Source organism: Pseudoalteromonas obscura, from assembly GCF_030135505.1.
Classification (GTDB): Bacteria; Pseudomonadota; Gammaproteobacteria; order Enterobacterales; family Alteromonadaceae; genus Pseudoalteromonas; species Pseudoalteromonas obscura.
The window spans coordinates 14,637-29,841 of record NZ_JASJUT010000003.1 but is presented as its reverse complement, the minus strand read 5'-3'; the positions used below and the strand labels follow the sequence as shown (position 1 = coordinate 29,841).

Below are 15,205 nucleotides of genomic sequence, written 5' to 3'. Positions count from 1 at the left end.
GAAACGAGTTCAGGGTGACGAGGAGTGGAATGCTTTCACGGTCAATACCCTTCGTTAGGGTATTTATATTTCTTAAGGTTGCCGTCCTGAATTCGCTGCACTCATTGTCATTAACACTTTTCACTACGTCATCCTGAACTTGATTCAGGATCCATGTTTTTTGACACTGTGTTGGCTATAGAGGTGATAGCCTTAGCGGTTGTTAAACTAGCTCACTTCACCTTGCGCAAAAGAACCGCACTCACTGGGTTCGCAGTCGGTGTCTTTTGCACTTAATTCACCTGTGCAAAACGATGTATCGCCAACGCATCCATTGGTTTTAGAGCAATGTTTGCCTTGCCGTCGCGAGCAATTGACACGGTTTTACCTGAGCAATCATTGGCTGACGTTCTACTTAGCTCATCGCAATAAACACCTGCTGGGAGGCCGGTTTGCAATGTGACATTCATCACTTGAGAGCCACGATTAATTGCGACAAAACCAAGATCTCCCCGTGAGAAAGCGATTTGGTTTTTGTCGTTATCCCACCAATGCTGAATTGATTGGCTCTTGCCTGTTTGGGCTCGAAAACGCATCGCACCAGTAATATACGGCTTTCTGTGTTCGCATTGCCATAGTTGGTCATTGCAGTTGAGTTTATCAGATTGATGTACCTGCTCAGTTGGTCCACCCGCATCTGTGTCGCCGTTAAAATTATAACTGGACATGACTTTTGGATAGCCATACGGATAGGTGAGCATAAACACGTTTGCTAGCTCGTAAAGTTTACCATCTTGAAAAGTAACAATATCGCCAGCACCGCCATGACCGCGTTGATTGTCATGGTTATCGGTAAATACAATCGCTTTATCACTGGGCATTAAGTCCCAGTCTTTCTCAAAGCCTTTGAGTGAGGCCAGTCGTCCCTTTTTAAAAACGTGGCTCAGTTTCACACTGTATTTAAACTCTGTAACCATACCATTATTTAAATAAGTATCAGCGGTGATGGCTTCGCCGCCTTGATCTATGACTTCTTGAAATATAAGAGGAGAGTGTTGCAGCTGTTTTAAAATTGCAGCAATGTCTTTAGCGGGCATGTGTTTGCTGGCATCCAATCTAAATCCGGCGACACCAAGCTTGACTAGTTCATTGAGATAGCCCGCAATTGTAGTTTGTACTCTAGGAGAGTCAGTATCTAGGTCATGTAGGCCGACTAATTCACAATTTTGTACACGCCACGCGTCATTAACGTAATCTTCTGATTTGATTGCGCATGGCTTGTGAAAGTCTTTTGGTTCATAGATCGGATATTGTTTATTGCCGTATGTCTTGCCAGCTATGCTTATACCATTGCCGTGGGCCATGTGATTTATCACGGCATCAACATAGATGTCTATACCCTGTGCTTTGCATCGTTTGATCATATCGATGAATTGAGCTCTATTTCCGCCTCTGCTTGTTAATTCATACGAGACAGGCTGGTAGCGTGTCCACCATTGCTCCCCTGCGATGTGTTCATTTGGTGGGGAGATCTGTACGGCTTTGAAACCTTGTGGGCCTAAAAAGGCTTCGCATTCATTTGCTATATCCGCCCATGACCATTCAAATAAATGCACAAATGTAGATGTTGAACTGGGTGTCGCCATGACATGGCTAGAAGCCACGAGTGCCAAGCTCGCAAATGCTGGAAATTTATTGTTTTTCATTTATATGCTTCTCACTTATTTGAGATTGACAATATATCGCTCGTTTGATGTGAGTCCATTGAATACGTATGCAAAAAAGCAACCAAAAAACTATATTTGGTTGCCTTATTCTGCGAATCAAATGGTTAGTCTACCATTAGAGAGATTGAATAATGTGGGTGTTTTGACCAAACTCAAAGACATTGAGTTTGCCACATTGAGCAAAGTGATTGTTACTGGCATAAGGGCGATTTTGTTGAAAAATGTTGTCTTCCCAGCCTTGGCCGTTTTTAACGAATGCTTTTAACTCAAACCAACCCTGATGGGTTTTACTACAATCCATTTCTACGTCTAGTTTCCAGTAGTGCTGGCCCCATTGGTTTAAGCTTGATTCACCAAATCCATGTAGGTCATAGGTTTTCTTTTCACCCCAATTTGCAGGCCAAATATTGGTTGTCCAATCCAAAGCTGTACCTTGTGCTTGGTTTGATTGCCCAGATTCAGATGCCTGCCAGTCTAGGTACCTATCACCTGATTTCCAAGGCGTGGTGGTTTGGTTTCTCAGATTTAAATGTCTAATAGGGATTTGGCAAAGCACTGGATTTTGGTTACATTGCAGCCCACGTTGTAAAGCCGCATGATGGTCCAACCCGCCGCGTACAAACATATCTTGCCCGTTCTGTGTCTGTGCTTTTATAAACACAACCGTTCTTTGCCAATCACCGTCACTAGGGATATCTGTCGTCACGCTTTGATGATGAATAGCCACAGCGTCCATCGGTGCTAAGGTAATATGTGCGGTACCGTCAGTTTCTACCTTGATGGTTTTGCCGACACAGTTTTGTGCATTTTTACCGCCAGAGAGTTCATCACAATATATCCCCGCAGGAAGCCCTGTTGCTAACTTTGCGTTCATATTGCCTGATTCGCGGTTAATTGCCACAAATCCTAGATTACCGCGCGAAAAAGCAATTTGGTTGTTACCATTGTCCCACCAATTTTGTACTGACCAATCATCATTGGTCTGATTTCTAAAGCGCATAGCTCCTGCAATAAAGGGTTTTCTGTGCTCACATTGCCATTGCTGAGCATTGCAGTTTAAGTTGTCACCTTGATGGACTGGTACGCTTGGTCCGCCTGCATCGGTGTCGCCATTAAACTCATAGCTAGACATCACTTTTGGATAGCCATACGGGTAGGCGAGCATGAACACATTTGCCAGTTCATACAGTTTTCCATCGTGGAAGGTGACAATAGAACCTGCACCGCCATGGCCGCGTTGGTTATCATGGTTGTCTGTAAATACGACAGCCTTGTGACTCGGCATAAAGCCCCATTGCTCCCCAAACGACTTAAGCCAAGCAAGCTTGCCGGTTTTAAATGTTTCGCTAAGTTTGATGCTGTATTTAAACTCTGTTACCAAGCCATTTTGGAAATACTCTGATGCTTGAACTGCTTCACTACCTTGGTCGATTACTTCTTGAAATACCACTGACTGCTGGTTTAATTTTGCAAGCACATCACCAATGTCTGATGCTGGCATATGTTTGCTCGCGTCTAGCCTAAAGCCTGCAACACCAATATTTAAAAGGTCGTTTAGATAGTTTGCGAGCTGTGTTTGAACATACGGTGCATCCGTGTCCAAATCATGGAGACCCACCAACTCGCAGTGTTGGACACGCCATGGGTTATTGCCATAATCAGCAGGGTTTATTGCGCAAGTTGAATGAAAGTCATTCGGACTGTAAATCGGATATTGCTTGTTACCAAATTGGCTACCAGCAACACCCGTACCACGACCATGAGCCATATGGTTAATTACAGCATCGACATAAATATCGACTCCAACGGCTTTACAGCGTGACACCATATCAATAAAAGCCGCTCTGTCACCACCTCTGCTAACTAACTGATAGCTAACAGGTTGGTATCTTGTCCACCACTGGCTTCCGGTAATATGTTCACTTGGTGGAGATACTTGTACTGCTGCATAGCCCTGTGGCCCTAAAAAAGTTTCACACTCTTTGGCGACATCAGGCCAAGACCATTCAAATAGATGAACAAAAGTGGTTGGGGCGCCTTGGCTAACGGGGTTTGCTAAGGCGTTATTTGATGCAAGTACTGAAACACTTGCTACGATTGGTAAAATTATATTTTTCATTATTGTGCCTCTCATTTACATGAGTTTTACAATATAAGAGCCTTTCAGGAACAATCCATTGAATACGTATGCAAAGCAGGGTTTATATTGCATATTAATTCTTAAATAGATCTTAAAAATGGTTTTATATCTTATTTTTAATGTGTATTTGGAATATAAATGCCTATTGAGTAGTTATACTACTTTAAAATAATGGCAGTGGTATAAACAAATTCAATACATTTGAGCATAAACTCAAGCCTGATAGCTGTATGGTGATCACTTTCTTGTTTTTTTACGCTAAACTTGCCCTGAATTGGGTTTTGCAAGTGGAGTACGGATGCAAAAAGTATTTGTAAGTGCATGTTTGGTAGGCAATAAAGTGCGATACAACGGCAGTAGCTTGTCTTTGGACATGTCTGACAAAGGGTGGTTGGAACTGAACGTTGAGCTTACAGTGTTTTGTCCGGAAGTGTCGGCAGGATTGCCAATTCCGAGAGCGCCAGCAGAGATTATCGGGGGGAATGGACGTGATGTGTTAAACCACACTGCAACTGTTATTGGTGATGATGGTGTTGATGTAACTAGTGCGTTTTTAAAAGGCGCGCGCCAAGCGCTTTCGCTCTGTCGGCAGCATGGGATCAAATACGCGATTTTGGCAGAAGGTAGCCCTTCATGTGGCAGTCAACAAATTTACGATGGCACATTTAGTGGAAAGAAGATCCCAGGTGCAGGTGTGACAGCGCAATTATTGATGGCCAATGGCATTAAAGTTTATAGTCAACATACTGTGACGCAGCTGATCCGCGAAGTAAAAAACGAACCATAAAGTATAAAAATTCAGTAATTCATACCGAATAATCCTGCATTAGTTTGCAAATTACCTGTGTGAGCTGGCTATCTTGTTGCATAAGTTGTTTCAGCTTGTCACAGGGGAGCCACATCACATCACAAGGGGTTTCGCTGACACATTCTGTTTTGCTTGTTCCGGTGAGCAAGGCCATTAACGCGATTGACTCGCCGGGCCCTTTACTGGTGCAAGTGTGTTTTTTCCCTTCTTCTGTCACCATTAACCACTGTTCTTTCACGCTGCCACGACTAATAATGCCAATTTTGTTGAGGGGGCGATCAGCGCCACAAATAAGCTGCTCCGCCTCATAAACGCTGTGTTCAACATACGACGAAAGCTTTTCTCGAGTTTCAAGTGGTAAATTTTTCGCCCAGGGAATATCGTTGGTAAATTGTTGCTCCTGCGTTGACTTAAAAATTGACTCATTTTGTAAGCTGGCCATTTTATCTTCGACGCTACACAACAAGCGTTGTGCCTCTGGTTTGTCTAAAACAGCTTGTTTTAGTTGTGCATTGATCACTGCGCGCTCTCTATTGAGCAGTAACCTTGTGGCTGCCTGTGTTTGTAATGATTGAATAATTTCAGGAAAACTATCGTGTAACTCATTCATGCGTTCAAGTGTTCGGGACTTATTGTCATTGACTGCTTGCATCACGGCATCTGCCGCCATTTGGCTAGGTGCTAGAGCTTGGATGTGGCTTTGCAGGGCCTCTTGTGCATGCATAAATCCGCGGGCAATGTCATAGCCTAAGGCCAGTTTGTTGAAAAAAAACTTAAGTAGCAGTTTGTTTAGCCAAGTGTATTGTCTAAGTGGCTGCAACCATTTTGGCGTTTGCCACACTGTGTAGATCCGTGTTCTAGGGCTAATGGTTGGTTCTCCATCTAAGGCTGCCTCCACGGCCTCAACCAATTTACTGGTTGCTTGTTTACTCAACATGCCTTGCTCAAACTGTGTCCAGTAGTGCTTTCGTTCCGTTTCAAGTAGCCGCCTTTTATAGGCTGTATTGAGCTCATCGTCTGTGATATTGGCATCGGGTTCAAGCTCATCAAGTGCCTGTAATCTAGACTTTTGTTTAACGGTTTCCCAGTCTGCACCTTGTAGAAAAGGATTGGTCATCATCACAGGCAACATGTCATGAAGTTCATTGCTGATCTTTGCTTGTGCCTTATCGACTGTAGCTTGTTTTGCTGGTGGCAACGAGTTTAAACCTAACAGCTTTAATAGCGTGCCCATGGTAGAGCCATTGACCAATATCGTTAATACCACAATGCCTGCACATAAAAACAACACCCGATCACCAATTTCTTTGGGGATCACATCACTTGCAACTACGGCCAATGCCAAAGCCAAAGATACCGCGCCTCGTAATCCTCCCCAACATAGTACAGCCGCTTTGGGAAAGTTAATGCCAATCCCCAGTCTGGTTAAAGCTGGCATAAATACAGCAATAGAGGTTGCGCGGATAAGCAAAATACCCACGTATAAAAACAACAGCATTTGCCATGCTTGCATGTCATTTAAAGGCACTCGAATGGCGACTAAAATGCCTACCAGCAAAAAGATAAGCGTGTTGGCCATATGGGCCATCATTTCCCAAAAATGATGTAAAAACCCGGCCACTTCTGGGCTAATGCGTGTTCTACCGATGCTGGCGAACATAATTGCGAGCGTTACTACCGCAACAACACCAGATACGTGAAAGTTTTCAGCGATAAAAAATACTGAATAGGCAGCAGCAATGGTTAATGAGATCTCTATCATGGGGTCATTGAAAACATGCTCAATCCACATGATGCACAAGCCGCCAACGATGACGCCAATGACTAAACCAACTAAAACGACTTGCAAAAACTCAAGGGTGACATGCAAAGGGGAGGAAAGGCCAGCCGCGGCGTCACCACTGTACATGGCAGTAACCCAGGCAAAAAATAACGAAAAGAACACAATGGCTGTGCCATCGTTGAGCAAAGACTCCCCCTCAATTAATGTTTCAAGTCGTTTCCGCGAGCTGACTTCTTTGAGCAACGCAACAACGGCAACGGGATCTGTTGCACTGATCAAAGCGCCAAACATTAAACAAATAGCCCAGCTCCACCCCCAGCCATCAGGCACAATGGCAAAAATCAATTCAGCGGTTAACCAAATCGCCAGCATGAGTCCGGGCACAGCCAAAATGGCAATTTGGGTAAACATGCGTCTGAACAGATGCACTTCCATTGCAAAGGCACTTTCAAATATCAAGGTTGGCAAAAATAAATATAAGAATAGATGGGAATCTATTTCAGCGACTAAGGCGAGGCTATGCCCAAACTCAGGTGCATAAGCATCGAAAAGCTCGCCGCGTTGCAGTAGACCGATAGCTATGCCCAAAAGCAATAGAGCCACGGTGTAGGGGACTTGCGTCCCTTTTAAAATATGTCTGACAAACGCACCAATAAAAAGCGCAAAAATCACGAATAAGAGGATTAAAAGCCCTGTGCTAAAAGCCATAGTTCAGTGCCTTGATTAATTTGATGCACTAAGTTTAGAAAAGGAATCTTGTGTTCGCTAAGTCATCTGTGTTTTATCACCTTGCGATCAGGATATAATTGTTCTTACAATAGAAACAATGAGTTAAACATAGCTGTTTGAAGGGGATAAAATTGGCAAAGGGTAGCTGTAACTGCAATGCTGTGCAGTTTGAAGTGCGTTCGCCTATTAAGCATATTTATATTTGTCATTGTTCTATTTGCCGCAAGGCCGGTGGTGGCAATGGTGTGTCGGTGGCAGTTGTCAATAACAGTGACTTTGTTTGGGTAAATGGTCAAGAGTTTATTAAAACATGGCACAAACCAAACCATGATTGGCTCTGTAGCTTTTGCATTGAATGTGGGTCTAATTTACCGGGCAAAAACGACGAACAGCGTATGTATGTACCAGTAGGTCTGATCTCCAACACCGATTTGGAAAATGCTAAAGTAGTGCACCATTTATGGGTAAGCTGTAAAGCGAGTTGGGAGCATATTGGTGATGATGGCAAACAGCATGCAGAGTTTATTGACTAACTATCCCCAAAACTCTCTTTGCAAAAGAAAAGAGGCGCAAGGGGCACCTCCGAATTGACGCAGAGACTTAGTCGTTACTTGAATCTTCTTCGTTCTCTTTTGGGCATACTGTCGGGTAGCATTTAAATACTTCTCTTAAGCCACGAAATATACCGATATGTAGTACAGAGCGGTGATTCTCGTCATGGGTAATGTCGTAGCGGATTGTCGTTGAGTCTGTATCAATTAAGAGCTTTGCGGTGTCGTCAATGGCATTGATATGTGCTAGGTATAGCGCTTGATGCTCAGGTGGGATATTTTCTTCATGAGCTGCCACCATGTACACTGAAAGTGCGCTTTCCTTGAGCGTGTCTTGTGCATCGTTTACCCATTTTGCAACAATGCTGTTGTCCCACCACAGTGATGGGTCAATAGCGACATAGCCCTTAAATAGTGGCTGTAATTGATCCGACAATAAACTGGTGATGGTAAACAAGCCGCCTAAGGAATGACCAGATAGCACTCTAAAATCATCGGTTCTGTATGTGTTATCTACAAATGGGATCACTTCATCTTTTATAAAGGTTTCAAGTTTGAGGCTTTGTCCAGAAACCTCAGGTGTGGGGCCATTTTTTGGCACTGTTGGTGTTAAATCTCGAACTCTATGGTGGCGAGTATTGATCGCAACTAAAATGGCCTGCGGCAGCATGTTGGAGCGCTGTAAAAACCACATATTGTGGCCCGTTAAGTACTGCAAGTTTTCGCCATCGGTGGTGTAAACAACAGGGTATTGCTTATCACTGTTTTCTGGTGCGTGGTAGTCTTCCGGTAGAATAACCCAGACTTTTCGCGCTTCACCTAAAACAGCTGACTGGATTGTATGCTCGGTAGGTAGATGCTCATATTTGTAGTCAAGGTAAGAGGCTTGAGCAAACAAGCTCAATACGCACAGTAGTGCAAAAGCAATATGCTTCATAAGTTAACTCCTTTGTTTTGTTATGAGTAGGACGAAGATACCAAGCATATTTTTAACTGGCGTAAAGTTATTGGTGTTGTGGAGTGTGGTGAACGTATTATCTAGGTTTGTCTCCATATGAAGAGACAGAAAAGCTGGTAACAGTAATTTATTGTAAAGACTCGCAATCTAGGTAGACTGACATCAGTGTATTTAGTTGGATATGGTTATGGATAATCGAAAAATTTTGCAAGATTTCCCAAAAGCTGAACTGGGTTTTTTCCCAACACCGGTTGTTAAGCTCACTAATTTGTCTCGCCATTTAGGTGGCCCAGAGATTTTAATGAAACGTGACGACTTAACAGGCCTAGCCTTGGGAGGGAATAAAACCAGAAAGCTAGAATATATTCTTGGTGATGCGTTAGCCAAAGGATGTGACACCGTCGTAACGGCGGGGGCACAACAATCGAATCATTGCAGGCAAACTGCGGCGGCGGCAGCAAAACTTAATTTGTCATGTCATTTATTGTTAGGTGGCGATAAACCTGAGGAGTCTACGGGGAACCTACTGCTCGATACTTTATTTGGTGCCCAACTCCATTACTGTAAAGGCAATCGCAAAGGGGAAGATATTCCTCGCCTTGTAGAAGACTTGAAATCTCAAGGCCACAAACCTTATGTGATCCCATACGGCGGCTCAAATGAGCTTGGAGCGATTGGGTTTGTTGAAGCGGGCTTTGAACTGGCGGCGCAAATAGACACTGATACGTTAAGTCATGTGTTTTTCGCATCCAGCTCTGGCGGCACGCACGCTGGGCTGATGATTGCAAAGTCTATGCTTAAACATCAATATATGCTTACGGGTATTCAAATTGATAAAGCGGAATCGAGCGCTGGAGAATTTAAGCAAAGGGTATTGGCTCTGGCAAATTCAACATCAGACGCGCTTAATTTAAACCAAGTATTTAACTCAGAAGACGTGATATTGGATGATGGTTATCTTGGCGCTGGCTATGGGGTACTGTGTGAACCCGAAAAGTCGGCGATTCAACTGTTAGCAAAAACTGAAGGGATACTATTAGACCCTGTTTATACTGGAAGGGCATTTGCAGCAATGGTGGATAAAATAGGCTCAGGTAAACTGGTCAGTGGTCAACAAATTCTGTTTTGGCATACCGGCGGAGCCCCCTCAGTGTTTGCTTACGCTGATAAGCTACTTTGAACGTATAACAGGACATACAATGCGTGGACTTAGGTGTTTTTCTCAGCCCTGTGGGTTGGTTGCATTTGTTATTAGATTACGATAACTTGGCGGCGCTGGTTTGATCCCCCAGCACTAAAGCACTTCATTGTTCCGTGCATATAGACCCTCTTTTTACAACAAGGCGGTTTGCCTGTTGATTTTCAAAATATTTAAACGAGTAATTAAACTAACTATGGCTGTTTTAGAAATTTTAACTGCACCAGATCCAAGATTAAAAATAAAAGCAAAAAAGGTAGAAGATGTTGCGTCTATCCAGGCATTAATTGACGACATGCTAGAGACCATGTATGCGACAAGCAATGGTATTGGGCTTGCTGCGACACAGGTTGGTAGAGAAGAAGCGGTCGTGGTGATCGATATTTCAGATGAGCGAAACGACCCATTGATTTTGGTAAACCCAGAAGTGTTTGAAGGTAAAAATAAAGAAAAAGGCCAAGAGGGCTGTTTGTCTGTACCAGACTATTTCGCTGAAGTTGAGCGTTTCACTTCGGTCACTGTAAAAGCGCAAGACCGCGACGGCAACCCAATTGAAGTTCAAAGTGATGAGTTTTTAGCGATTGTCATGCAACATGAAATAGACCACCTTCACGGTAATTTATTTATCGACTACCTATCGCCGCTGAAGCAAAAAATGGCGATGAAAAAGGTGAAAAAGTACCTTAAATTGCACGCTTAATTGCTGCACGTATTAAACGTAAAAGCAGCATGTTAACGCTGCTTTTGTCGCTGCGGTTGTCGGGTCGGTGCTCGGCTAGAACGTATATTATGGTTTTAAAAGCTTAAACGACTCTTACAAATATGAACTCAAAAGGAGTATGAGGTGAATTACAAAAGCGTTATAGGACTAGTTTGTTTCATTATGTTGTCAGGATGTGTGAATCCCACCAATACAATTCACGCAAAAACGTCTCAACCAGCAGCCATTCAACCCCAAAGTACAGGCATTAAAATGTATTTTGGTTTATCAATTCCGACAGGTGGCGTAGTTACGCCGCAGCAGTGGCAACAATTTGAGTCAAACCAAGTGGCAAATACGTTTACCGGGTTTAGCGTTGCTGACTCTGTGGGCTACTATAAGGGAAAAAAGGAACATGCAAAGGTCATTACAATATATAACGCATCAGCAGCAGATATTAAAGCGGCCAACAAGTTAGGCAAACAGTATGCTCAATTATTTAATCAGGATTCTGTGTTGGTGGTATTGATTGACGTTGCCCAGATCCAATTTGTCACCAAGGATTAAAACATGTCTATAGATCGTGCTGTTCATGATTATTTAATGGCAAAACCTTTCAGTGACGTAAGCCAGCCTTTTGGTGAAGGGGTGGATGTATATAAAGTTAAGGGCAAAATGTTTGCCACGCTTTCGCCTGAAAAAATGCGTAGTACTCAGTCTCAGAATACGACATGGTGGTTAAACTTAAAATGTGATCCCCATGAAGCCTTGATGCTCCGAGATATTTTCGATGCGGTGATACCGGGTTACCATATGAACAAACAACATTGGAATACAATTATATTAGACGGTACTGTCCCCAAAGGTGAAATAGAGCGAATGATCGACAACTCCTATTTACTGGTGGTGAAAAAAATGCGTAAAAGTGAGCAAAATGCAATCATGCTACATTTGTAATTTGTTGCTCTAGCTTTCCTCAAGTTGATAATTTCAAAGTAAATTTGAACTAAATATAAACAGCAGCCTCTAATGTACACTGTACAATCAAGGAGGTTTTTCATGTTCCCTATCGACGTTTTTATTGCCTATACATCAGCGTGTATTTTGTTAGTTATCTCACCGGGCCCAGATAATATTTTGGCCATTGCTAGAGGCGTTAGCCAAGGTAAGCTCGCAGCCTGTGTTTCTGCCAGTGCGTCTGGCGTTGGGATCTTATTTCATGTTTTTGCGGCAACGGCTGGCCTAACGCTATTGCTGCAAACATCTACCGTAGCTTTTTACGTCGTAAAGTTCATTGGCGCGAGCTATCTCATTTGGTTGGGCATAAAAGTAATTCGTAATCAAAACTTGATTGCTATTGAGCCTGTTAAAGCCAAACCTTTAAGTTCAATTTTTGCGACAGGTTTTTTATCTGCTGCTTTAAATCCCAAGCCTGGCATATTTGTACTCGCGTTTGTCCCGCAGTTTGTAAACCCAGCGCTTGGCAGTGTATCTCTACAAATGTTGGGATACGGTGTTTGGTTTGCGTTACTGACAAGTATTGGCTTTGCACTGATGGGGGTATTTTCAAGTCAACTTAAAAACATCCTAAAAAATCGACCAAAAGTGTTGCAGGGTTTAAACGTTTCCGCAGGCGTCACCTTTGTTAGTTCAGGTCTGGCTGTTGCGTTAATGAAACAGCGATAGTTCAGGGTTATCAATTGTTTAGACGTCGTTTTTTAAATAACTCAATGGTGTTGTATCTGGGGAATTTCTGTAACTATTTTCATCTTTCGTTACAAATTACCTTTGTAATTGGTTGGCCTACTTGAGGTTTTTATTTAGTGTATCTGAAAAAGTTCCAGGAGAGACGAATAATGTATAAATCAATTCTCGCGATTTCAGTTGCCGCTATTTTGGCTGGATGCCAAGCAAGTAATATGAATTCACAGGCTAACCCATCAGCTACAAAGGTTCAAAAGAGCGTACAAGTTAGTGTAGAAACAGAGTCGCAAAGATTAAATGCGTGGTTTGCAGACAAATACGAACAACAATTACAAATGAGCCCAATGACTATGACCATTTATGGTCGTAAGGATAAATACGACGAAATTGATGATGTTTCATTGAAGGCGGATAAACGCAATTTAACTTGGTTGGCTGGTACAGTTGCAGAGCTTAGGTCTCAATTTGATTACAGCAAGCTAGACGCTGAAGCAAAGATATCCTATGACCTGTGGATATACGATTATGAGCAAGAAAAGCTAGAGTTTAAGTTTTCAGAAAACGAATATGTGTTTAATCATATGTTTGGGATCCAGTCTTGGTTTGCTCAATTTATGATTAACTTCCACAAGGTTGATACGTTGGAAGACATGCATGCCTACAATAGCCGTTTAGTTAAGGGTTCTGAGGCACTAGAGGAGCTACTTGAGCAAGCTCAGCAAAAAGCTAAAAAGGGCGTAAGACCGCCTAAATTTTCCTATGAAGGTGTGATCACACAGTCAAAAAACATCATAACGGGTGCACCATTCTCTGATAGCGAAAATGATGCGCCATTGTGGGCAGATGCGAAGAAAAAAGTTCAAAAGCTAGTTGATGATAAAAAAATCACACAAGCTGAAGCAGACAAAGTGTTAGGTGATACTAAATCGGCGCTCACAGGCGTGTTTAATAAGAGCTATTCGAATTTGATTGATTGGTTTGAACAAGACATGGCAAATCTACAACAGCAAGATGGTTATGGCGTTGGCGATCAACCTAATGGTAAAGCGTTTTATAACTACAGACTTGCCAACCAGACTTCAACGAGCTTAACCTCGGATCAAATTCATCAAATTGGCCTTGATGAAGTTGCACGTTTACAAAGGGAAATGCTAAAAATCGTCAAGCAGGTTGGATTTAAAGGGTCATTGGAAGAGTTTTTTGAGTTTTTCCGTAATGATCCGCAGTTCTTCTATGAAAACAACGATTCAGGAAGGCAAGGGTACATTGACGATTCAGTCGCGTATTTAGATGGCATTAATGAAAAGCTGCCGGAATATTTTGGTATATTGCCTAAGTCAGAGCTGGTGGTTAAACGCGTTGAGTCTTTCCGCGAGCGCCCAGGTGCAGCTCAGCACTACATGCCAGGCACAAAAGATGGCTCTCGTCCGGGCGTATACTACGCTCACTTAATTGATATGACGAGTATGCCGAAGAATACAATGGAGTCAATTGCTTACCATGAAGGTAACCCTGGGCACCATATGCAATTATCAATTGCTCAAGAGCTTGAAGGGATCCCAGAGTTTAGAACAAAAGCGCACTTTACTGCTTACTCTGAGGGATGGGGTTTGTACTCTGAGCAACTCGCGAAAGAAATGGGCGCTTACCAAGATCCGTACAGTGATTTTGGGCGCTTATCAAATGAAATGTGGCGTGCGGTAAGGCTTGTTGTCGATACAGGCATTCACGCGAAAGGGTGGTCTGAAGAGAAAGCAGTGTCTTATTTCAAATCGAACGTGCCAATTCAGGAAACAGCCGTTCGATCAGAAATACGCAGGTATATGATCATGCCTGGCCAGGCTGCTTCCTATAAAGTTGGCATGATTAAGATCTTAGAGTTGCGTGAAAATGCCAAGCGTGAACTTGGAAACAAGTTTGACATCAGAGGGTTCCACGACACGGTATTAGGCGGTGGCGCAATGCCATTATCTATCCTCGAAAGACGCGTTAATGATTGGGTTGAAGAGCAAAAACGTTCATAAATAACCCGAAAATTCATTAAACCATAAAAATGCACACGTTAAAAAGCGTGTGCATTTTTTAGTGGTAGCATTTTATTTGGCTCTAAAAGCATCTTGATTTTTATATTATTTTTCAAAATGTTTCGATTATTAATTAAATTCTGCTCAAATTGCGTACAGTTTTTGACAGGTTTAGCATAAGGCCGTGTGTAAAATATATTCGTTAAAAAACCGTTAGCTGTTAATGCTAGCTTTTTAAAGCAAAAGGAATTGCGTGTGCGCGTTAGTGTTGGCTAACTCGTTTCTTTTGCGTGCTGGCGACGCAAACGGAGTATAAATAATAGGGATTAAAATAATGAATGAATCAACAAATACAGAGTCAACCAACCCAGAGTCAGCAGAAAAGCAGTTGGGTACCTCTTCACAATTTGAGCAATATCAATTATCTGGCAAATGGCTGAAAAGATTTAACTTACTGAAAAAACTTGGAGCGGATTCTCAATCTATGTTTTCAATTATGAAAACACCGGAATATAAAGGCCTATCAAGCTAGGACAGGATCAGCGTTTCACTTAATTTCTTTGTGTTGTTTTTTGGACCTCTTTATTATTTTTTCAAAAAAATGTGGATGAAAGCTGGATTTATGTTTGCGAGCATTTGGGTATTCAATGGCTTACTCACTGTGCTTGAAGGCATACTAGGCTTTACTTTTCCGGCGATTATTTTTTGGGTTGTGCCGCATGCAGTCTGCGCACAATTTGCATGTTATGACTATTATAAACACGTAACCGCTGAAGAAAAAATATGGACTGAAGTATCCGAGTTCTTCAAAAAGCCTGTCGGTATCATTTCTTATTTAGTCGCTTCGTTTGTATTTTTAATGGTGTCGGTCGCATTAACAACGGCATAATGCCATTTTAAAAAG

14 protein-coding genes are annotated in these 15,205 nt (G+C 42.5%); 10 read left to right on the top strand and 4 right to left on the bottom strand.

The features are described 5' to 3' along the window. Positions 1-272 precede the first annotated feature (272 nt). Both QNM18_RS08100 and QNM18_RS08095 read right to left on the bottom strand, forming a co-directional pair. A complete protein-coding gene (locus QNM18_RS08100; RefSeq protein ID WP_284136851.1) occupies positions 273-1,685 on the bottom strand; it encodes an alpha-amylase in 1,413 nt (470 codons plus the stop codon). Positions 1,686-1,821: 136 nt separating this feature from the next. Beyond that, positions 1,822-3,825 (bottom strand): alpha-amylase, encoded by a 2,004-nt coding sequence (locus QNM18_RS08095; protein WP_284136850.1) that lies wholly within the window; start codon positions 3,823-3,825, stop codon positions 1,822-1,824. A 319-nt stretch (positions 3,826-4,144) separates the two neighbouring features. On the opposite strand from QNM18_RS08095, the gene QNM18_RS08090 reads away from it, so the two are divergent. Further along, positions 4,145-4,633 (top strand): 2-thiouracil desulfurase family protein, encoded by a 489-nt coding sequence (locus QNM18_RS08090; protein ID WP_284136849.1) that lies wholly within the window; start codon positions 4,145-4,147, stop codon positions 4,631-4,633. Positions 4,634-4,652: 19 nt separating this feature from the next. Here QNM18_RS08090 and QNM18_RS08085 read toward each other — a convergent pair whose 3' ends face one another. Next, on the bottom strand, positions 4,653-7,145 hold the full coding sequence (locus QNM18_RS08085) for a cation:proton antiporter (protein WP_284136848.1): 2,493 nt from the start codon (positions 7,143-7,145) through the stop codon (positions 4,653-4,655). A 152-nt stretch (positions 7,146-7,297) separates the two neighbouring features. Between QNM18_RS08085 and QNM18_RS08080 the strand changes: the two genes are divergently transcribed. Next, positions 7,298-7,699: a GFA family protein gene (locus tag QNM18_RS08080; protein WP_211010019.1), complete on the top strand. Its 402-nt coding sequence runs from the start codon at positions 7,298-7,300 to the stop codon at positions 7,697-7,699. 67 nt (positions 7,700-7,766) lie between these two features. Here the strand turns inward: QNM18_RS08080 and QNM18_RS08075 are convergent, their stop codons facing one another. Continuing rightward, on the bottom strand, positions 7,767-8,654 hold the full coding sequence (locus tag QNM18_RS08075) for an alpha/beta hydrolase (RefSeq protein WP_284136847.1): 888 nt from the start codon (positions 8,652-8,654) through the stop codon (positions 7,767-7,769). A gap of 208 nt (positions 8,655-8,862) precedes the next feature. Here QNM18_RS08075 and QNM18_RS08070 point away from each other — a divergent pair, with 208 nt between their 5' ends. The 8 genes from QNM18_RS08070 to QNM18_RS08035 all read left to right on the top strand — a co-directional run bounded on the left by QNM18_RS08070 (position 8,863) and on the right by QNM18_RS08035 (position 15,190). Continuing rightward, entirely contained in the window at positions 8,863-9,855 is a 993-nt protein-coding gene (locus QNM18_RS08070) for a D-cysteine desulfhydrase family protein (protein ID WP_284136846.1), read from the top strand. A 214-nt stretch (positions 9,856-10,069) separates the two neighbouring features. Beyond that, a complete protein-coding gene (def, locus tag QNM18_RS08065) occupies positions 10,070-10,573 on the top strand; it encodes a peptide deformylase (RefSeq protein ID WP_211010016.1) in 504 nt (167 codons plus the stop codon). A gap of 144 nt (positions 10,574-10,717) precedes the next feature. Continuing rightward, the gene (locus QNM18_RS08060) at positions 10,718-11,140 is read left to right on the top strand and encodes a DUF3574 domain-containing protein (RefSeq protein WP_284136845.1); all 423 of its coding nucleotides are present in this window, start codon (positions 10,718-10,720) and stop codon (positions 11,138-11,140) included. A gap of 3 nt (positions 11,141-11,143) precedes the next feature. After that, entirely contained in the window at positions 11,144-11,530 is a 387-nt protein-coding gene (locus QNM18_RS08055) for an MmcQ/YjbR family DNA-binding protein (protein ID WP_284136844.1), read from the top strand. A gap of 102 nt (positions 11,531-11,632) precedes the next feature. After that, positions 11,633-12,259, top strand: coding sequence for a LysE family translocator (locus QNM18_RS08050; RefSeq protein WP_284136843.1), 627 nt, complete (start codon positions 11,633-11,635; stop codon positions 12,257-12,259). 170 nt (positions 12,260-12,429) lie between these two features. Beyond that, the gene (locus tag QNM18_RS08045; RefSeq protein WP_284136842.1) at positions 12,430-14,301 is read left to right on the top strand and encodes a DUF885 domain-containing protein; all 1,872 of its coding nucleotides are present in this window, start codon (positions 12,430-12,432) and stop codon (positions 14,299-14,301) included. A 334-nt stretch (positions 14,302-14,635) separates the two neighbouring features. Next, complete coding sequence (locus QNM18_RS08040; protein WP_284136841.1) at positions 14,636-14,833, top strand: hypothetical protein; 198 nt, start codon at positions 14,636-14,638, stop codon at positions 14,831-14,833. Between the two features lie 90 nt (positions 14,834-14,923). Then, positions 14,924-15,190: a hypothetical protein gene (locus QNM18_RS08035; protein ID WP_284136840.1), complete on the top strand. Its 267-nt coding sequence runs from the start codon at positions 14,924-14,926 to the stop codon at positions 15,188-15,190. The last annotated feature ends 15 nt before the right edge of the window (positions 15,191-15,205 follow it).

Excerpts from the sequence above, each read along its gene's own strand:
- QNM18_RS08035 (WP_284136840.1), top strand. The coding sequence starts at position 14,924 with ATGTTTGCGAGCATTTGGGTATTCAATGGCTTACTCACTGTGCTTGAA.
- QNM18_RS08085 (WP_284136848.1), bottom strand. The coding sequence starts at position 7,145 with ATGGCTTTTAGCACAGGGCTTTTAATCCTCTTATTCGTGATTTTTGCG.
- QNM18_RS08100 (WP_284136851.1), bottom strand. The coding sequence starts at position 1,685 with ATGAAAAACAATAAATTTCCAGCATTTGCGAGCTTGGCACTCGTGGCT.
- QNM18_RS08070 (WP_284136846.1), top strand. The coding sequence starts at position 8,863 with ATGGATAATCGAAAAATTTTGCAAGATTTCCCAAAAGCTGAACTGGGT.
- QNM18_RS08045 (WP_284136842.1), top strand. The coding sequence starts at position 12,430 with ATGTATAAATCAATTCTCGCGATTTCAGTTGCCGCTATTTTGGCTGGA.
- QNM18_RS08095 (WP_284136850.1), bottom strand. The coding sequence starts at position 3,825 with ATGAAAAATATAATTTTACCAATCGTAGCAAGTGTTTCAGTACTTGCA.
- QNM18_RS08075 (WP_284136847.1), bottom strand. The coding sequence starts at position 8,654 with ATGAAGCATATTGCTTTTGCACTACTGTGCGTATTGAGCTTGTTTGCT.
- QNM18_RS08040 (WP_284136841.1), top strand. The coding sequence starts at position 14,636 with ATGAATGAATCAACAAATACAGAGTCAACCAACCCAGAGTCAGCAGAA.
- def (WP_211010016.1), top strand. The coding sequence starts at position 10,070 with ATGGCTGTTTTAGAAATTTTAACTGCACCAGATCCAAGATTAAAAATA.
- QNM18_RS08090 (WP_284136849.1), top strand. The coding sequence starts at position 4,145 with ATGCAAAAAGTATTTGTAAGTGCATGTTTGGTAGGCAATAAAGTGCGA.
- QNM18_RS08050 (WP_284136843.1), top strand. The coding sequence starts at position 11,633 with ATGTTCCCTATCGACGTTTTTATTGCCTATACATCAGCGTGTATTTTG.
- QNM18_RS08055 (WP_284136844.1), top strand. The coding sequence starts at position 11,144 with ATGTCTATAGATCGTGCTGTTCATGATTATTTAATGGCAAAACCTTTC.